This is a genomic window from Variovorax sp. Varisp53, from assembly GCF_059491555.1.
In genome coordinates this window covers 3,017,991-3,036,847 of the sequence record NZ_CP168512.1, presented here as the reverse complement: position 1 = coordinate 3,036,847, position 18,857 = coordinate 3,017,991, and the positions used below count along the sequence as shown (strand labels likewise).

18 protein-coding genes are annotated in these 18,857 nt (G+C 68.9%); 17 read left to right on the top strand and 1 reads right to left on the bottom strand.

All coding sequences use genetic code 11. The features are described 5' to 3' along the window. Positions 1–2: 2 nt before the first annotated feature. The 17 genes from ACEOAB_RS14260 (at position 3) to ACEOAB_RS14180 (ending at position 18,210) form a co-directional block, all read left to right on the top strand. Positions 3–716 (top strand): 4'-phosphopantetheinyl transferase family protein, encoded by a 714-nt coding sequence (locus ACEOAB_RS14260; RefSeq protein WP_056596956.1) that lies wholly within the window; start codon positions 3–5, stop codon positions 714–716. Next, positions 713–1,534 carry a serine aminopeptidase domain-containing protein gene (locus ACEOAB_RS14255; RefSeq protein WP_495653800.1) on the top strand — a complete coding sequence of 274 codons (822 nt, stop codon included), beginning with the start codon at positions 713–715 and terminating at the stop codon, positions 1,532–1,534. The genes ACEOAB_RS14260 and ACEOAB_RS14255 overlap by 4 nt, the downstream gene beginning before the upstream one ends. Further along, the gene (locus ACEOAB_RS14250) at positions 1,527–2,456 is read left to right on the top strand and encodes an alpha/beta hydrolase family protein (protein ID WP_413750022.1); all 930 of its coding nucleotides are present in this window, start codon (positions 1,527–1,529) and stop codon (positions 2,454–2,456) included. Before ACEOAB_RS14255 ends, ACEOAB_RS14250 begins: the two co-directional genes overlap by 8 nt. A 71-nt stretch (positions 2,457–2,527) precedes the next feature. After that, positions 2,528–3,751, top strand: a complete 1,224-nt coding sequence (locus tag ACEOAB_RS14245; protein WP_495653799.1) for a polysaccharide biosynthesis/export family protein — start codon at positions 2,528–2,530, stop codon at positions 3,749–3,751. A gap of 39 nt (positions 3,752–3,790) precedes the next feature. Further along, positions 3,791–6,115, top strand: coding sequence for a polysaccharide biosynthesis tyrosine autokinase (locus tag ACEOAB_RS14240; protein WP_413750024.1), 2,325 nt, complete (start codon positions 3,791–3,793; stop codon positions 6,113–6,115). Beyond that, positions 6,112–6,816, top strand: coding sequence for a sugar transferase (locus ACEOAB_RS14235; protein ID WP_413750025.1), 705 nt, complete (start codon positions 6,112–6,114; stop codon positions 6,814–6,816). The genes ACEOAB_RS14240 and ACEOAB_RS14235 overlap by 4 nt, the downstream gene beginning before the upstream one ends. A gap of 55 nt (positions 6,817–6,871) precedes the next feature. Continuing rightward, positions 6,872–7,867, top strand: a complete 996-nt coding sequence (locus ACEOAB_RS14230; protein ID WP_495653798.1) for a GDP-L-fucose synthase family protein — start codon at positions 6,872–6,874, stop codon at positions 7,865–7,867. Between the two features lie 43 nt (positions 7,868–7,910). Beyond that, a complete protein-coding gene (locus tag ACEOAB_RS14225) occupies positions 7,911–8,303 on the top strand; it encodes a hypothetical protein (protein ID WP_495653797.1) in 393 nt (130 codons plus the stop codon). Then, complete coding sequence (locus tag ACEOAB_RS14220) at positions 8,276–9,232, top strand: hypothetical protein (protein ID WP_495653796.1); 957 nt, start codon at positions 8,276–8,278, stop codon at positions 9,230–9,232. Before ACEOAB_RS14225 ends, ACEOAB_RS14220 begins: the two co-directional genes overlap by 28 nt. A 13-nt stretch (positions 9,233–9,245) precedes the next feature. Then, entirely contained in the window at positions 9,246–10,322 is a 1,077-nt protein-coding gene (locus tag ACEOAB_RS14215) for a glycosyltransferase (RefSeq protein ID WP_495653795.1), read from the top strand. Further along, entirely contained in the window at positions 10,319–11,272 is a 954-nt protein-coding gene (locus tag ACEOAB_RS14210; protein WP_157610201.1) for a hypothetical protein, read from the top strand. The genes ACEOAB_RS14215 and ACEOAB_RS14210 overlap by 4 nt, the downstream gene beginning before the upstream one ends. A gap of 45 nt (positions 11,273–11,317) precedes the next feature. Then, positions 11,318–12,256, top strand: a complete 939-nt coding sequence (locus ACEOAB_RS14205; RefSeq protein WP_413750028.1) for a hypothetical protein — start codon at positions 11,318–11,320, stop codon at positions 12,254–12,256. A gap of 13 nt (positions 12,257–12,269) precedes the next feature. Further along, positions 12,270–13,529 carry an MATE family efflux transporter gene (locus ACEOAB_RS14200; RefSeq protein WP_495653794.1) on the top strand — a complete coding sequence of 420 codons (1,260 nt, stop codon included), beginning with the start codon at positions 12,270–12,272 and terminating at the stop codon, positions 13,527–13,529. Then, positions 13,526–14,773: a glycosyltransferase WbuB gene (locus tag ACEOAB_RS14195; protein WP_413749751.1), complete on the top strand. Its 1,248-nt coding sequence runs from the start codon at positions 13,526–13,528 to the stop codon at positions 14,771–14,773. The genes ACEOAB_RS14200 and ACEOAB_RS14195 overlap by 4 nt, the downstream gene beginning before the upstream one ends. Before the next feature lie 30 nt (positions 14,774–14,803). Further along, on the top strand, positions 14,804–15,913 hold the full coding sequence (gene galE / locus ACEOAB_RS14190; RefSeq protein WP_495653793.1) for a UDP-glucose 4-epimerase GalE: 1,110 nt from the start codon (positions 14,804–14,806) through the stop codon (positions 15,911–15,913). After that, complete coding sequence (locus ACEOAB_RS14185) at positions 15,906–16,682, top strand: LuxR C-terminal-related transcriptional regulator (RefSeq protein ID WP_056596931.1); 777 nt, start codon at positions 15,906–15,908, stop codon at positions 16,680–16,682. Before galE ends, ACEOAB_RS14185 begins: the two co-directional genes overlap by 8 nt. 46 nt (positions 16,683–16,728) lie before the next feature. Further along, positions 16,729–18,210 carry a mannose-1-phosphate guanylyltransferase/mannose-6-phosphate isomerase gene (locus tag ACEOAB_RS14180; protein WP_413749749.1) on the top strand — a complete coding sequence of 494 codons (1,482 nt, stop codon included), beginning with the start codon at positions 16,729–16,731 and terminating at the stop codon, positions 18,208–18,210. A 26-nt stretch (positions 18,211–18,236) separates the two neighbouring features. On the opposite strand, the gene ACEOAB_RS14175 is transcribed toward ACEOAB_RS14180, so the two are convergent. Then, positions 18,237–18,839: a DJ-1/PfpI family protein gene (locus ACEOAB_RS14175; RefSeq protein ID WP_413749748.1), complete on the bottom strand. Its 603-nt coding sequence runs from the start codon at positions 18,837–18,839 to the stop codon at positions 18,237–18,239. Positions 18,840–18,857: the final 18 nt, after the last annotated feature.

Genomic DNA, 18,857 nt, shown 5'->3' with positions numbered 1-18,857 from the left:
TCATGGACAACTCCGACTACGCACTTTCCATCGACGCGCCGATCTGCCGGTATGTCGACCTGGACAGCTTCCCTGCGCTTCCTCCCGCGCAGATCCTGTCGGAGGAGGAGTGCGCGCGCGCCGCCGGCTTGCGGTTTCCCATCGACCGCCAGCGTTTCGTGGCCGCGCACGTCGCCCTGCGGCAAGCGCTCTGCGAGTACACCGGCCTGCACCACGCTGCACTGCACCTGGCCACCGGCTCGTTCGGCAAGCCCTCGCTGTCGGGCCATACGCGCACCCAGTTCTCGCTGAGCCACAGCCAGGGCCTGGCGCTGTTGGCCATCGGCGGGCGCGGCCCTTTGGGCGCGGACGTCGAACTGCTGCGCTCGGTGCCCGACGCGGCGGTGCTTGCGGCGGAATATTTCACGCAGCGCGAACAGGAAGCGCTGGCCGCCCTGCCCGCGCACGAGCGCGACAAGGCCTTCCTGACCTGCTGGACCCGCAAGGAAGCCTGCCTGAAGGCCATTGGCGTCGGCCTGCTGGTGTCGTCGCAGAGCTTCGAGGTGGGCATTGAGCCGGACTGCCGCAGCGTCGAGCTGCTGGTGGCCGGCCGCATCCTCTGGCTGGTTCTGGGGCCGGCGCCCGCGCGGCTCGACTGCGTGGGCTCGCTCGCCGAATGGCGCCAGACCGAAGCCCGCGCCAGCCGTTCGGGGCAGCTGCTGGAGGCGCATGCATGACTCGGTTCGCGCCACTCATGTTCGGGCCGGCCTCGCGCCAGCTCTTCGGCGTGTTCCATCCGGCCGAGGAAGACCGGGCCGAGAACACCGCCGTGCTCCTGTGTCCACCGTTCGGGCAGGAGGGCCTGCGCACCCATCGCTTCTTCAAGGTGCTGGCCGAGCGCCTCTCGCGGGCCGGCATCGCCACGCTGCGCTTCGACTTCTATGGCTCGGGCGATTCGCCGGGCGACGAGAACGAGGGCGAATTCGACGGCTGGCGCCGCGACCTGTGCTCGGCGCACGAGGAACTGCGACGTCGCGCGCCGGGCGCTGCCATCGTGTGGGTCGGCGCGCGGCTGGGCGCCACCCTGGCCGTGCTGGCCGCGCGCGGCGGACGCTGCGACCCGGTGCGGCTGGTGCTGTGGGAGCCGGTGATCGACGGGCGCCGCTATGCGCGGCTGCTGCGCGAACAGCACGTGACCGCCATCGACACCACCTTCTGCATCCCCGACCGGGCCTGGCACCGCAGCCTGGCGCAGGAGCCCGATGCAGTGCCCGAGGAAGCCCTCGGCACGGTGCTCTCGCCCGCGCTGCGCGCGCAGCTGGCGGCGCTGGTTCCCGAATCGCTGCCGCTCACGGCGCTGCACGACACGCTGGTGCTGGCCGAGCCGGACGACGAACGCACCGCGCAATGGGCCGCCGACCAGCAGTCGCGCCACATGCCGGTTCGTCTTGCGTACTTCCGGCACCAGCTCGACTGGACCGCCGACCCCTACCCCAACAGCGCGATGGTGCCGGCCGACGCGCTCAACCGCCTCCAGGGGGCTCTCCATGAATGACGCGACACAGACACCGGTGTGCTTCGGCCCCGACGACGCGCTGATGGGCATGCTCACCGCGCCCGCGCAGCAGGCGCCGGGCGACGTCGCCTGCCTCATGTTCAACATGGGCGTCAACCACCGCGTCGGGCCGCGCCGCATCAACGTGAAGCTGGCGCATGTGCTGGCCGCGCGCGGCGTGAGCAGCCTGCGCTTCGACCTCGGCGGCGTCGGCGACAGCGATGCGCTCGACACCTCGCCCGACCTTCAGGCCCGTGCCGTGCACAGCCTGCAGGCCGCCATGGACGCCTGCGAACGCATGCTGGGCGCGCGGCAGTTCGTGATCGTCGGCATGTGCTCGGGTGTCGAGCATGCGATGTTGGCAGCCGCGGCCGACCCGCGCGTGGTGGCGCTTTCGCTGTTCGACGGCTTCGCCTTCCCGGAGCGGCGCGCCCGCTGGGAGCGCAACGTGCGCCGCGCGCTGGCCGCGCCCGCGCACCCGTCCTTCCCCGGCAAGGCCAAACGCTGGCTCCAGCGCCACTTCCTGCCCAGCCATTCGACGACGCCGCTGCCGGGCTTCTTCGCGGAGAAGCGCACACCCGAAGTCAATGCGGCCTGGTTCGGCGCCACCCTCCGGCGCCTCGTCGAACGCCAGGTGGCGGTGCAGTTGCTGTATTCGGGGTCGCTGCACGTCTGCGACCACGGCCGCGACCAGCTCGGCGCCTTCGCCCGCCAGCCCTTCACGCAGTCGCTGCAGTACGAATTCATCGCCGAAGCCGACCACACCGTCTGCACGGAACAGGGACAGCGACTGTTCCTCCAGTCCGTCGGCGACTGGGTCGCCGACCGCTGCTTCGGTGCAAGCACCGAGCGCCGCAGCCAGAACCGTCCGATGGCGGCTGGCGCCGATCGGGCCATGCCCGCCACCTTGGCCGCGCCCTGACGCACGGCCCAGCCCCTTTCACCAGTCGTTCCCCATCCACCCACCGTCAACCGGCCGTCAAGGAGATCACCATGCAACGCCCCGATCCAGCGACGCAGACACGCGGCACACGCGCCCTTCCAGCCAGAGCCCGCGCCCTGGCACCGGCACAGGTCGATGCCCGGCTGCGATGGCTGGGCCTGTGCCTGCTGCTGTCGCTGGGACTGGTCCTGCTCTCCGGCTGCGCGCCGGGCTTCGGCGGCGTGGGACCGCTCGGCTTCACCAGCACCACGGGCGACAGCACCGCCTCGGCCGACAGCGGCAAGGTCATTCCGATCACGCCCGACCTGATCCGCTCGCAGATGGCGCAAAGGCCCAAGACCACGCCCGACGGCATGAAGCGCCTGCTGGCCGCGCCGCCGGTCTACACCATCGGGCCCGGAGACGTGGTCGGCATCATCGTCTACAACCACCCGGAACTGCTGCCCAACGCCGGCGCGGTGATCGCGCAGCAGACCGACCCGACCGGCGTTGCCGTAGCGCCCGGCTTCATCGTCGACGCCAAGGGTGAGATCAGCTTTCCGTTCATCGGGCGCGTCAAGCTGCAGGGCCTGACCGAAAGCGGCGCGTCCGAGCTGGTCGCTCGGCGCATCGGCACCTACATCAAGGAGCCGCAGGTATCGGTGCGCATCCAGTCGTTCCGCAGCCAGCGCGCCTACGTGCAGGGCGAGGTGCGCACGCCCGGCCTGCAGATCTTGACCGACGTGCCGATGACGCTGGCCGAAGCCATCGGCCGCGCCGGCAGTTTCACGCAGAGCGGCGACCGCTCGCGGGTCACGCTGACGCGCGGCGGCGTCTCGACGGTGATCGACCTGCCGATGCTCCAGTCCATGGGCCTGGACGGCAACAGCATCGCGCTGCGCAACGGCGACGTGGTGAATGTCGGCTCCCGCGACGACAGCCGGGTCTTCGTGATGGGCGAGGTGCGCGGCCCCGGCGCGCTGCTGATGCGCAACAACGGCCGCCTGAGCCTCAACGAGGCGCTGGGCGATGCCGGCGGCCCCGACTTGCTGTCGGCCAGCACGGGGCAAATCTACGTGGTGCGCAACGCGCCCGACAACCTCGACAAGCAGCAGATCTTCAACCTCAACGCGAGGAACCCGGCAGCGCTGGCGCTGGCCGACCGCTTCGAGCTGCAGCCGCGCGACGTGGTGTACGTCGACCACGTGCCGCTGGTCACCTGGAACCGCGTCATCAGCCTGATCCTGCCGTCCGCCCAGGTCGTCAACCTCGGCCGCGATACCGCCCGCCGGTAAGCACGCAGCCTCGCCCCGCAACACGAAAAGGTGAACCCCATGAACGCGCGCTGGCAACCTTCGCTTCCCGCACCTGCGGCCTCCCCCATGACGGTGATCGAGACCACGGCCTGGCCCCGGGAGTCCCGGTTCCACGAGTACCTCGACGTCCTGATCGACAGCCGCTGGCTGATTGCCTCCATCGCCGCGTTGGCGCTGCTGGTGGGCGTGGGCTACGCGCTGTTCGGCCCGCGCATGTACGAGGCCAACATCCTGATCCAGGTGGAAGACCCCGACCGCTCGGGCGGCAACTTTCCCGGTGACTCCAACGGCGGCGGGGGCATCAGCGTGAAGACGCCGACCGCCGGCGAGACCGAGATCCTGAGGTCGCGCATGGTGCTGGGACAGGCGATGGAGAACACGCGGCTGTACATCAGCGCGAAGCCGCGCTACATACCGGTGGTGGGCGAGTTCATCGCTCGGCATTCGAGCCAGCTCTCCAGCCCCGGCGTGTTCGGATATGGCAATTTCGTCTCGGGCACCGAGCGGATCGCCGTCGCGCAGATGGATGTGCCGAGCGCGTTCGAGGGCAAGAAGTTCACGCTGATCGCGGGCAGCGAAGGCAACTACACGCTGACCAACCCGGACCTGGACACACCGCTGAAGGGCACGGCCGGCGTGCCGCTGGAGGCCTCCGTGCCCGGCGGCACCCTGCACCTGCTGGTGGGCTCCTTCGAAGCCCGGCCCGGCGGCGCCTTCGAGCTGGTGCGCTACTCGAAGCAGCTCACCCTGCTGGGCCTTCAGAAAGACCTGCGCGTGGTCGAGAAAGGCAAGCAGTCCGGCGTGATCGACGTCAGCCTGCAGGCCCCGAACCGCGCCCAGCTGGCCGACGTGCTCAACGAGATCTCGCGCCTCTACCTGCGCCAGAACATCGACCAGAAGACGGTGCAGGCCGAACGCGCGCTGGCCTTCCTGGGCACCGAACTGCCCAAGTTCAAGCAGCAGCTGGAGCAGTCGGAAGACGCCTACAACCAGTACCGCAACCAGAACGGCACCATCAGCCTGGACGACGAGGCCCGCAATGCCCTGTCGCAGAACGTGGACCTGCAGGCCAAGCTGCTCGATGCGAAGCAGAAGCGGCTGGACCTGGCAAGCCGCTTCACCGCCGCGCACCCCGACCTGAAGACGCTGGACGCGCAGATCGCCTCGCTCAAGAAGGAGCTCGGTTCGGTTGACGGCCGCATCCGCCGCATGCCCATGCTGCAGCAGAACTCGCTGCGCATGCAGCGCGACATCAAGGTCAACACCGACCTCTACGCCACGCTGCTGAACAGCTCGCTGCAGATGCGGCTGGCCAAGGAAGGCAAGGTCGCCAACGTGCGCGTGCTCGACCTGGCGCTGCTGGCCGAGAAGCCGGTGCGGCCGAAGCCGCTGATCGTCGTCGCGCTGGCGCTGGCGGGCGGCTTGTTCCTCGGCGGCGCTGCGGCGCTGGCGCGCAAGAACCTGAAGCGCTCCATCGGCAAACCCGAGGACATCGAGGCCGTTACCGGCCTGCAGGTGTACACCTCGATCCCGATGAGCACCCAGCAGCGCGTGCTCGACCGCGCCGTTCGCAAGGGCAAGCCCGGCATCAAGGTGCTGGCGGCGCTGCACGTCGAAGACCCTGCGCTCGAGGGCCTGCGCCGGCTGCGCACCGCGCTGAAGTTCGTGATGATGGGCGCACCCAATAACCGGGTGCTGATTTCGAGCGCCACGGCGGGTGCAGGCAAGACCTTCGTGTCGTCGAACTTCGCCACGCTGCTGGCCACATCGGGCCAGCGCGTGCTGCTGATCGACGCCGACCTGCGCCGCGGCAAGCTGAGCCAGGAGTTCGGCCTGCAGAGCAAGGAGGGCCTGGCCGACGTCATCGCCGGCGGCGTGCCGCTCGAGGACGCCATTCACCAACATGTGCTGCCGCACCTGGATGTGTTGGCCGCGGGCACCCTGCATCCGGACCCCGCCTCCATGATGACCAGCGACACCTTCGCGCACATGCTGTCTACGCTGTCCGCGCGCTACGACGTCGTGGTCGTCGATGGTCCTCCCGCCCTGCTCGCGTCCGAGACCGCCGCGATGGCACCGAGCATGGGCACGGTGCTGCTCGTGGCCCGCGCCGGCGAGAGCGAGCTCGGCGAGCTGGTGGAAAGCGCCAAGCGGCTGGCCCACGTGGGCGCGGCCTTCCACGGCGCGGTGTTCAACGCGGTCGACACCTCGAAGCGCCACTACCGCAGCTACAGCTACGGCTACTACGGCTATGCCCCGACCCGCCGCGAACCCACCTACGCGCTGGAAACGGCCGACACCGTCATGCCCAAGCGCATCCACCCGGAGCACGCAGAATCATGAACACGCTGCGATCGACATCCTCCACCGGGCGAGGCGCCGGTGGCACGGCGGCCAACACGGCCGCGTACGGGCCGCTGGGCGGCACGCCATCGCTGCGCCGCGCCAAGCGTGCGGCCGACATCCTGATGGCCGGCTCGTTCTTCCTGTTCTTCGGCTGGGCCTACGCGCTCATCTGGCTGGGCGTGCTCTACACCTCGGGCGGCCCGGCCATCTACATGCAGCCGCGCTACGGCAAGGACGGCCGCGTCTTCAAGTTCTACAAGTTCCGCTCGATGGTGGTCAATGCCGACGCGGTGCTGGCGCGCCACCTGCGCGACAACGAGGCCGCGCGGCGCGAATGGGCCATGTACCAGAAGCTGCAGAACGACCCGCGCATCACCCGCTTCGGTGCCTTCCTTCGCAAGTACAGCATCGACGAGTTCCCTCAGTTCTGGAACGTGCTCAAGGGCGACATGAGCATGGTGGGCCCGCGCCCCTGCATGTTCGCGCAGAAGGACCTGTACGGCGAGTACTGGGCCCACTACCGCGCCGTGCGCCCGGGCATCACGGGCCTGTGGCAGATCAGCGGGCGCAACGAGATCAGCTACCGCCGGCGCGCGGCGATGGACGCGGAATACGTGGCCCACCTGTCGCTGTGGCGCGACTTCGTGATCCTGCTGAAGACCTTCGGCGTGGTCGCCGGCGCGCGCGGGTCCCGGTAGCCGGCTTCGATTTTGTCTGGCCTCGAACTTCATCAACCCCTTCACGAAAGCTCATATGCGAATCTTTGTTGCAGGTCATCGCGGCTTGGTGGGTCAGGCGACGGCAAGGCGGCTGCGCGAACTGGGCCACGACGTGGTGACACGAACCCACAGCGAACTCGACCTCCTCGACCAGGCGGCAGTGGCCCGTTTCTTCGCGACGGAGCAGATCGACCAGGTCTACCTGGCAGCCGCCAAGGTCGGCGGCATCCACGCCAACATGACCTACCCCGCGCAGTTCATCTACGAGAACCTGACGATCGCCACCAACGTCACGCACCAGGCCTTCGTGTCGGGCGTGAAGCGGCTGCTGTTCCTCGGCTCCAGCTGCATCTATCCGCGCATGGCCGAGCAGCCGATCCGCGAGGAGTATCTGCTCAACGGCAAGCTCGAACCCACCAACGAGCCCTATGCGATCGCCAAGATCGCGGGCCTCAAGCTGTGCGAGAGCTACAACCGCCAGTACGGGGCCAGCCACGGCATCGACTACCGCAGCGTGATGCCGACCAACCTGTACGGCCCCGGCGACAACTACCACCTGGAGAACAGCCACGTGGTGCCGGCGCTGATCCAGCGCTTCCACCTGGCCAAGATCAGCAATGCGCCCAGCGTGCTGATCTGGGGCAGCGGGCGCGCGCGTCGCGAGTTCCTGTACGTCGACGACATGGTCGAAGGCTGCCTCGCGGTGATGAACCTGTCGCGCGCCGACTACGACCGGCAGACCGACGCGATGCGCGGGCACATCAACCTCGGCACCGGCGAAGACGTGTCGATCGCCGAGCTCACCGAGCTGATCAGCCAAGTCGTGGGCTACACCGGCAGCATCCGCTACGACCTCGCGCAGCCCGATGGCGCGCCGAGAAAGCTGCTGGACGTGTCGCGCGCCCCCAGCCTGGGCTGGCACGCGACCGTGCCGCTGGCAGAGGGGCTTCGCCGCACCTACGCCGACTACCAGAAGGCGCCCCGGCCACTCGAGGAAAGCAACCCGGTCCAGGCGCACGTGCACGCCTGAACCGTCCCGCCCCATTCATCCACCCGACCACGGCAGGCCCGCCATGCGAACCCTCTCCTTCTGGTCCGGCATCGTCTGCGCCATGCTGTGCGGCCTGGTCGATCCGGTGTGGGGCTATGCGGCGGTGTTCGCGCTGTCGCTGATCCAGCTCTCGATGCTGGGTTCCTCCGGCGGCAGCGTGTTCCTGCTGATCCACTACGCGACGATCCTCACCTACTTCTCGATCGCGCCGGCGATGCAGATCTCGCAGGACGTCGAGTTCTGGGAGGCCGGCGTCATGCGCACGGACGCGTACACGCAGGCGCTGATGCTCCTGTTGCTGTACATGGCCGGCGTGGAGGCCGCGCGGCTGGGCGTGCCCGACGCGCCCGAGCACCTGCCGGGGGCCACGACCGGCGGCTGGTCGGCGTGGCCCACCCTCTTCTTCTGTTGCTGAGCTGCTCGCTGGCCGCCTTCGCCTCGCTGTTCATCAAGCCCGAGCTCAACTTCGTGGCGCGCGGCGTCGTGGGCGGTGCCGGCGAAGACAACGTGCCAATCGACTACATCTTCTATTCCACGCTGCCCAAACTGGTGGTTCTGCTGTGCTTCGTGGCGCTGGCCATCCACGCGGTGCGCCGCCGCACGCTGTGGTCCTGGTGCGCGGCGGGCCTGGCGTTCGGCCTGGCGATGGCCGCGGCCAACCCGGTGAACACGGCGCGGCAGGTCCTGCTGATCGGGCTGCTGCCGCTGCTCATCCATGGGATGGGGCGCAGCCGGCGCTGGCTGCTCGCCGGGGTGATCTTCGGTTCCATCGCCGGCCTGGGCCCGGTGCTGAACCTGATCTCGCGCGGCAGCATGTGGGGCGAGGAGCTCACGACCTTCCCGTTCAGCCAGGACTTCGACGCCATGTTCGTTGTCGCGGGCATCCTGGAGCGCGCGCCCATTCCGGACCTCGGCTGGGGCCGCTACCTGCTCTCGGCGTTCTCCTTCTTCCTGCCGCGCGACCTGAAGATGTTTCCCGACTTCGACCCGCTCGGCTGGTCGGCCATCCTCGGCAACTTCTCCCAGAGCAACCTGTCGCTGCCGCCCTTCACCACGGCGTATTTCGACTTCGGCCTGGCGGGGCCGGCGCTGTTCGGCTTTGCGATCTCGGCGGGCTTTCGCATGGTCGATCGCGCCGTCGATCCGAACCGGCCGCTGTCGGGCGCCTACCTGTCGGCGCTGGTGCTGCATGCGGCCTACGTGCCGTTCATGCGAGGCCCGATCCTGGGCTGGGGTCCGTTCGCGGCTTCGGGCCTGATCGCCGCGCTCATTGCCGGCGCCCTGAGTTCCCGCGCCCGCCGCCCGCTGCCGCGCGCCGTGCGGCATGGCCTTCCGAGCGCATGAGAGGGGCATCGCCATGGCCACCTACCTCTACTACGACACCGTGCGCCTCAACAAAGCGGCCGGCGGCGTGCTCAACGTGTCCGAGGTGCTGCTGCGCCACATGCGGCTGTCTCAGGACGACCGGGTCGAGCCGGTCAGCGAGCGGCATCCGCGCCTGTTCGCCCTGGCGCAGCGCCTGAAGATCAGCCGCTTCATCCTCGACACGCTGCTCTACAACTTCCACTGCCTGCGCACGCTGTTGACGGGGGAGCGGCTGTACTCGTTCTTTCCCAACTACTTCCTGCCGTTCACGCTTTTCGGGCGGCACCGCAATTCGATCGTCATCGTCCACGACCTGCAGTACAAGGCCTATCCGCAGTACTTCAAGCGCAGCAAGCGCCTCTTCCTGGACTGGAGCCTGTGGCGCGCGGCACGCAGCGCGGCGGACGTGGTCTTCATCAGCCGCAGCAGCCAGCGCGACTTCGAGCGCCACTTCGGCCACTGCGAGCATTCGACGGTCATCTTCAACCCGGTGGACGCGCCCCGGGTCGCCGCGGCGCCCGCCGCGATGCCGAACGAGCGCTACCTCATCGCGGCCTACCACTACTACCCGCACAAGAACTTCGGCGGCATCCTCACGCTGTTCGAGCGCATGAGGCGCGCCGGCCTCGTCGACTACCTCGACATCACCGGCAACGGCGCGGCCGAGGTCGAGCGCATGGTGGCCGCGCTGGCGCCCGAGGTGCGCGGCTTAGTGCGGCACCCGGGGCTGGTGTCGCGCGAGGAACTGCTGCGGCTCTACCAGGGCGCCACCGCTTTCATCTCGCTGTCCACCTTCGAGGGCTTCAACCTCTCGGCGGCCGAGGCGGCGACGCTGGGCGTGCCGCTGCTGCTGTCGGACATTCCGGTGCACCGCGAGTTGTTCGAGGGCTACGGCTTCTTCGTGGGGAGCGCTTCCAGCGACCCCTTCCGGCTCGCCAAGCACCTCGCCCAACACGAGCGCACGCATCCGGTGTGGGCGCATGCCGCCGCCTGCGCGCCCGCCACCATCGCGGGGCGCTACCTGATGCTCAAGCGCGGCACGCTGTCGCTCGCCAGGGCCATGACATGACGAAGCGGCCGCTGCGCGCCATGCGATTTCTCGCGGCGCTGCTGTTGTTCCAGCTGGCGGCGCTGCCGCTGGCCGGCCATGCGCAGCCTGTGGGCAGTCCGGTGCCGGGCTTCGGCGTGATGGTGCATTACCTGCCCGACAAGCAGTCGATCGGCGAGATCGGGCGCTTCGACGTCGAGGCCTTCGCGTCGGCACTGGCGGACATGCGCGCCTCGCACCTGATCCTGACGCTCGGGCAGAACAACGGCCAGTACATCGCGCCCAATGCCGCGCTCGAAGTGCTCTGCCCGGCCAGCGCAGGCAATCGTTCGCCGCGCGACCTGCCGATGGAGATCGGCCAGGCGCTTCGCAGCCGCGGCATTGCGCTGATCCTGTACCTGCCGTTCCGCGCGCCGCAAGGCGACCGCGCGCTGATGGAATGCCTGGGCGACGTGTCCGAGCAGGAGCCGCCGCCCGCGCGCTTCATCGCCGCCTGGTCGAGCGTGATCCGCGACTGGTCGGAACGCTACGGGTCGCTCCTGAGCGGCTGGTGGTTCGACGGCACCTACAACACGAAGGGCATCACGCCGGCCGGCTGGGAGCTGCTGTGCAGCGCAGCCCGCGCGGGCGGGGTCAACCGCTGGCTGGCCTTCAACGCGGGGGAAGGCGCGGAGCGCTTCAGCGCGAAATCGGCGCCCTGCCAGAACCTGATGGCCGGCGAGTACATGCAGCCGCCCGCGCGTCTGTCGGCGCCGCCGTCGGAGCTGGCGCTCCACGTGCTCACGCCGCTGACTGCCTCGTGGGGCCGCGAGGCGCCCGCGCGCTTCTCGGCCACGCAGCTGCGCAACTGGATCTCGGAAGCGGCCGCCGCGCGCGGCCTCTTCACGCTGGACATGCCCATCGACGCCACCGGCCGTTTTCTTCCCGCGCATGTCGCGCTGATGAAGAGCGTCACGGCGCGCACCCCCTGAATTCAACGATTGCTGTCACATCCCTTCAACCCTCAAACAAGAGCCATGAATCCATCCTTGCCCTTCATCGTCGTGGAAGACCGCCAGAACAAGACCCTCGCGCTATGCCGCGAATCGGCCGCGCTGGCCGGCGAGCCGCTTTTCGTGCTCTCGAGCACCGACGCCGGCCCGGCCTACGAACGCTTCTGCCGGTCGTACGTGCATCTGTCGAGCAACTCGCCCGAGTTCGAGAAGATCTGCTTTCGGCGCTACTTCCTTCTAGCGCAGTTTCTGGAATCCAACCCGGAGGTGCGCCAGTTCACGCTGATCGACAGCGACGTGCTGCTCTTCCAGGGGGCCGGGCCGCATGTCGCCCGGCTCGTGGGCAAGGCCGATTTCTCGGGTTCCTGCATGCAGACCTCGGACGGCTGGAACCACTGCCAGATCTCGCCGCACGTGAGCTACTGGACCGCGAACGGCCTGCGCCGCTTCGTGGCCTACGTGCTCGACTGCTACGCCTCCCCGTCGGGGCGCAGGAAGCTGCGCGAAATTGCCGCGCGCTTTGCCGCGCGGGGCGTGCGCGGCGGCGTGTCGGACATGACACTGCTCTACCTCTGGGCCCACGCCACGGGCAACGACGCGCCCATCAACCGCGTGCTCAACGGCACCGTCATCGACCACAACATCAACGGCATGCACAACCAGCTGCAGCGGGAGTTCAAGGTGCTGGGCGGCGCCAAGCGCATCGCGTACCGAGAGGGCAAGGCCTGGCTGACGAGCACCGCCGGCGAAATGACGCGCGTGGTGGCGCTGCACTTCCAGGGCAGCGCCAAGATGGCCATGCCCTACGCACTGCGCGGCCACACGTACACCGTGGCGGGCGTGACCTTTGCGCTGCAGATGGCACGCCGCGCCAGGAACAACGCGTTCCGCGCCGCGACGTTCGCGCGCCGGCTGTTCGACCCGCGCCGCGCGCCCCGCGCCTCGGCCACCAAGCAACCGTGAACCGGTCCGCGCCATGAAGCACTTCAGCCCGCAACTCGCACTGCCCGGCGCCCGCATGGCCTGGCTTTCGGGCGTGGGCGCGCTGGCTTCGCGGCTGTATGTGTACCTGTCGGGTTTCCTGGCCATCTTCCTGATGGCGGCGAGCATTTCCCCGGCGCGCTTCGGCGAGTACTCCATCTACCAGTCGGTCATGGAAGTGGCGCTGGTGGTGGGCACGCTGGGCAGCTCGCTGCTGTTCTCGCGCAATGCGGCCACCGTGCCGCCGGGCGTCACGCGCGGCGACGTGATGCGCACGCTGGCCATCGGGCTGCCGCTGGCCGCGGTGCTGGCGACCGTGATCCTCACGGTGCAGCACATGCCGGTGGGAGACGCGCCCTTCCTGCTCGTGATTGCCACGCTGGCGGTCTTCGCGTTCAACAGCCTGCGCCTCTCGTTCAGCCGCGGCCTCGGCCATGCGGGGCTGCTCAACCTAGAGACCGGCATCCGCTCGACCATCCTGGTCGCCGGCGTGAGCCTCTGCGTGGCGGTGCGCTTCGAACTGGGCGTGGCGCACCTGCTGCTCATCAACCTGTTCGCCGTGGTGGTGGTGTGCGTGGCCATCGGCCTGCCGGGCAACGGCACGGCGCCGCCGGCCGGGCGGGCCGCGCTCGGGCTGGCGTCGCAGGCCGGCGCAACGGTGTATTCGCTGCTCATGTTCCTGCTGCGCAAATCGGACCTGCTCATCGTGGCGTACTTCATGCCGCTCGGCTACGTGGGGGCCTTCAAGATCGCCTTCCTGCTGGCCGAGGCACCGTCGCAGTTCGTGCAGGCTTTTCTCATCACGAAGACACCCGCGATGCTGGAGACGGATGCGCACGATTTCTCCGCGGAAAAACTGCGCCTCGCCAAGTATTCCTTCCTGCTGGGCTGCGGGCTCTTCGTCGGGCTGGCCGCCCTCATCTCGGTGGCCGCTCCGCTGCTCAAGCTGGGCAACGAGGCGCGCTCCATCTTCCTGTGCATTGCGCCGTACTTCCTGCTGCGCACCTACACGATCCATCACGAGATGGTGCTCTCGCTGAAGACCTCGATGGGGTCGCTCGGCCGGTGGGCTCTGCTGGAGGTTGCGCTGCGGCTGGCGTCTTACGTCGCGGTGGCGGCGATGTTTCCGGGCAAGCCGCACTACGTGTTCTTCATCGCCTGTGCGACCGACCTCGCGCTGTACGAAACACGCATGCGCCTGCATTTCGGCTTCTTCCCCCTGCTGCGCCTGCTGGCGCGGAGGCAGGCATCGTGAAGATCCTCCTCTACTCGATGAACTTCGCGCCCGAGCTGGCCGGCATCGGCAAGTACTCGGGCGAGATGGCCGAGTGGCTGCACGCCCGCGGACACGAGGTGCGGGTGATCGCGTCGCCGCCCTTCTTTCCGCAATGGTCGGTGTTCGAGGGCTACTCGGCATGGACCTGGCGCAAGACCGGCTGGAACGGTGTCACGGTCTGGCGCGCGCCCACCTGGGTACCGTCGAAGCCCCGTGCACTGGGGCGCATCGGGCACCTGCTGTCCTTCACGCTGTCGAGCATTCCGCTGCTGCTGGCGCACCTGCGCTGGAAGCCCGACGTGATGTTCGTCGTGGAGCCGCCCATTTCCTGCACACCGGCCGCCTTGTGCTTTGCGAAGCTGCTCGGCATCCGGTCGTGGCTGCACATCCAGGACTACGAGGTGGACGCGGCATTCGGCCTCGGCTGGGTGCGCGGCGAACGGGTGCGGCGCTTCGCGCTGGCGGCCGAGCGCTGGCTCATGCAGCGGTTCGACCGGGTGTCGAGCATCTCTTCAGCGATGTGCACCAAGGCCCTCGAAAAAGGCGTGGACGAGGCCCGGCTGGTGCTGTTTCCGAACTGGGTCGACGTGGAGGCCGTCCAGCCTGTCGCACGGCCGGCAGTGGCCGAAGGCGTGCCGCCGCAGGGCTATCGGGCCGAGCTGAACATTCCGGCCGACGCGGTGGTGGTGCTCTATGCGGGCAGCCTCGGCAGCAAGCAGGGCATCGAGCTGCTGGCCGAGGCGGCGCGCCTGCTGGTCTGCTCGCACGGCATCCACTTCGTGTTCTGCGGCAACGGACCGAGCCGCGCTTCGCTGATGGACGCCTGCGTCCGGCTGGCCAACACGCATTTTCTCGACCTGCAGCCGGCCGAGCGATTCAACGAACTGCTGGGCATGGCCGACATCCACGTGCTGCCCCAGCGCGCCGATGCCGCGGACCTCGTCATGCCGTCGAAGCTGGGCGGCATGTTCGCGAGCGGCCGAGCCGTGATCGTCACCGCGCACGCCGGCACCGCGCTCAGCGAGGCCGTGTGGGGCCGCGGCGTGGTGGTCGAGCCGGGCGACGCGGCCGCGCTGGCCGATGCCATCGAACAGCTCTCCATGTCGCCCGCGACGCGCGATCTGCTGGGCTCGGCCGGCCGCCGCTTCGCGGAGGAAGAGCTGGACCGCAACACCATCCTGCAGCGCCTCGAAGAGGAACTGCAGCGCTGCATCGCGCGCTGACGAAACGCGCCGCACACCAGGACCACGACCATGCGCGCACCCAGAATTCTCGTGACCGGCGGCGCTGGATTCATCGGCAGCCACACCTGCGTGGCGCTGATCGCGGCGGGCTACCTGCCGGTGGTGCTCGACACGCTCGTCAACAGCGACGCGCGCTCGCTGCAGCGGGTGGCGTGCATCACGGGCGTCGAGCCCGTCCTCGTGTGCGGCGACGTGCGCGACGCGCTGGCGCTCGACCGGGTGTTCGCGGCGTATGACGTCTCGGCGGTCGTGCATCTCGCTGGCCTGAAGGCGGTCGGCGAATCGGTGGTCGACCCGGTGAGCTACTACGACGTCAACCTCGCCGGCACGCTGGCGCTGGTGCAGGCCATGGACCGGGCCGGCGTGCGCACGCTGGTGTTTTCCTCGTCGGCCACGGTGTACGGCGACTCGCAGCCCTCGCCGATCGCGGAGAGCGCGCCGTACGCTGCGGTGAACCCCTACGGCCGCACCAAGGCAATGGTGGAAAGCTTGCTGGCCGACCTCGCACGGGCCGATGCGCGCTGGGGCATCGCCTGCCTGCGCTACTTCAACCCCATCGGCGCACACGAAAGCGGACTGCTCGGCGAGCGGCCGCACGGGCCGCCCAACAACCTGATGCCCTACATCACTCAGGTCGCGGCCGGCCAGCGCGAATGCCTGGTGGTGCATGGCGCCGACTACGACACCATCGACGGCACCGGCGTGCGCGACTACGTGCACGTGATGGACGTAGCCGAGGGCCACGTGGCGGCGCTGCGCCACGCTGCCCGCCGGCCCGGCATTCTCATGGCCAACCTCGGCACCGGCCGCGGCGCATCGGTGCTGGAGGTGGTGTCGGCCTTCGAGCGCGCGAGCGGCCGCCGCATCGCGCTGCGCATCGGGCCGCGCAGACCGGGGGACGCACCCGCCTACTGGGCCGATGCGCGCGGTGCCTGGCAGGCCTTCGGCTGGCGCGCGCGCCGCGACCTCGACCAGATGTGCGCGGACAGCTGGCGCTGGCAAGCCGCGAATCCGCACGGTTTCGACGACCCGGCACCGGCCCATGCCTCGGGCCTGCCGCGCTTCCAGGACAACACCAGCACGAGCATCAACTCCAAACCGGGACACAGCCATGCCTGAAAACGCATCCTCATCTCCTGGCGAGCAGGCCGCCGGCCACTCGGGGTATCCACCGGGTGTCTGCGCGCCCGCCGCGCCGCTATGGCCCGGCTTCCTGAGGGGGCAGGAAAACGCGCCGGTGCGCGTGCTGCTCGTCGACGACGACGAGTTCATGCGCCGGGTCATCGCGCAGGAACTGCTGTCGGACCTGCGCATCCAGCTCGAAGGCCAGGCCGGCAGCCTGCGCGACGGCCGCCGGCTGCTGGTCACGCACGAGTTCGACGTGCTGATGGTCGACCTGCGCCTGGGCGACGGCAGCGGCTTCGAACTGATCCAGGAGGCCCGCGAGCTCCACCGCGCGGGAGAGGTCATCGTGATCTCCGCGATGGAGGACGAGGCGCACGTGCTGCATGCCTTCGAACTGGGCGCCACCGGCTACCTGCTGAAGGACGCCTGGCTGCAGAGCTTTTCCCAGGCCGTGCTGCAGGTGGTCAACGGTGGCGCGGCCATCACGCCGCGGCTGGCGCGGCGGCTGCTCTCGCGGCTGATCCATCGGCCCGGCAACATGCCGCCGTCGGTGGAGCCGCCCGCGCGCGAAGCGACGCTGACGGCCCGCGAGTGCGAGATCCTGCGCTGCGTGGCGCGCGGCCACGTCACCGACGAGATCGGTACCAAGCTCGGCATCTCGGGCCAGACCGTCAACGCGCACATCAAGAACATCTACAAGAAGCTGCACGTGCATTCGCGTGCGCAGGCCGTGAGCTACGCGGCGTACTCCGGGCTGATCTGAAGTTCCCCTTTCCCACTCCCTCAAGAAGAAACGCAGGCAGGCCATCATGAAAACTCCTCTCATCCATCCCGTGGTTCTGTGCGGCGGCAGCGGCACGCGGCTGTGGCCGCTGTCGCGCAAGGCGCTGCCCAAGCAGTTCGCGCCGCTGGTCGACGGCAAGAGCCTGCTGCACCTCACGCTCGAACGACTGTCGGTGCTGAACCGCGACATCACCTGCATCACGTCGGAAGACCATCGCTTCCTGGTGAAGGAAACGATGGAGAACACCAATGCCACGGGCCGGCAGATCCTGGAGCCGGTGGCGCGCAACACCGCCGCGGCCATGGCCTCGGCCGCGCTGCTGGCCGATCCCGGCGATCTGCTGCTGTTCGCGCCGGCCGACCACCACATTCCCGACACCGCGCTGTTCGCCCGCACCGTGCGCACCGGCGTCAAGGCGGCACTGGCCGGCAAGATCGTCACCTTCGGCGTGGTGCCGAGTTTTCCGAGCACCGCCTATGGCTACATCGAGGCCGGCGAGCCCTCGGCCGACGGGCGCAGCCAGGCCGTGGCGCGCTTTGTGGAAAAGCCGACGGCGGCGGTGGCCGAAACACTGATCCTGCATGGCGGCTACAGCTGGAACGCGGGCATCTTCCTCGTGCAGGCGCGCACGCTGATCGCGGCACTGCGCGAGCACGCGCCCGACATCCTGCTGGCCTGCGAACAGGCTACCGCCGCGGTGGCCGCCGACGGCAGCTTCCTGCGGCTGGAGCCCGTCGCCTTCGAGGGCTGCCGCGCCGACAGCATCGACTACGCGGTGCTCGAAAAGCACAAGAACATCGCGGTCGTGAAATTCGAAGGCGCCTGGAGCGACGTCGGCAGCTGGAACGCGGTTGCCAGCCTGCATCCGGCGGACGATGCGGGCAACCGCCTGAGCGGCAAGGCCAGCGCGCTGAATTCGCGCAACACCTTCATCCACGCGCCGCACCGGCCGGTGGTGGCGCTGGGCACCGAAGACCTGATCATCGTGGACACCCCCGACGCCGTGCTGGTGGCCGGCGCGGGCTGCGCCGAGCAGGTGGCTGACGTCGTGCGCAAGCTCGTGCGGGAAGGCTGCGCCGAGGCCACCCAGCACCGCCGCGTGGTGCGGCCCTGGGGCGCGTACGACAGCATCGACCTGGGCGAGCGCTTCCAGGTCAAGCGCCTGACCGTCAAGCCCGGCGGCAAGCTGTCGCTGCAAATGCACCACCACCGCGCCGAGCACTGGATCGTCGTGCAGGGCACGGCGCGGGCCACCTGCAACGGCGAAGTCACGCTGGTGCACGAGAACGAATCGATCTACCTGCCCCTGGGCGCGATCCACCGGCTCGAGAACCCGGGCAAGACCGTGCTCGAAGTGATCGAGGTGCAGACCGGCGGCTACCTGGGCGAGGACGACATCGTGCGCTTCGACGACACCTACGGCCGCTGCGGGCCGGCCAGGATACTGGCGGACGCGTCGGCCGGATCGGGCGCGACCGCGGTGCTGCAGGCGCCCGTGGACCACTGAGGTCCACGTTCAGCCGAGCCCGGGTGTCATAGCGGCAGGTACGGCGCGATGTTCTTCAGCGCATTGGCAACGTAGGCGTCCTTCTCGCCCACGGGTGCGACGTAGTGGAGCGCCGCGGTGGCGGCTTCGAGCCCCTCGGTGCGGGCGATGATCCAGCCGGCCAGGTAGGGAGAAGCAAGGCAGCCGCCCGCGGTGGCGACATTGCCGCGCGCATAAAAGGGCTGGTTCAGCACCTCCACGCCCGCCTCCTGCACCCAGGGCTTGGTGGTCAGGTCGGTGCATGCCGGCACGCTGCCCACGAGGCCCAGCTTTGCCAGGATCAACGTGCCCGAGCACTGGGCCGCGATCAGCTGGCGCGCCGGATCGAGTGCGAGGCGCCCCATCAACTCGGGACTGGCGACGACATCGCGCGTCCGGATGCCGCTGCCGACGACAACGGCATCCGCATGGCGCGCGTCTTCGAGCAGGGACTGCGCACGAACGGTCACGCCGTTCATCGACGTGACTTCAGCCGCCGGGCAGCACAGGCTCACGCGCCAGTCCGGCTTCTTGATCCGGTTGAGGACGCCCAGCGCGATGAGCGAATCAAGTTCATTGAAACCGTCGAAGGTGAGGATCGCGATGTGCATGGTGTTCGTGGTGCTCGT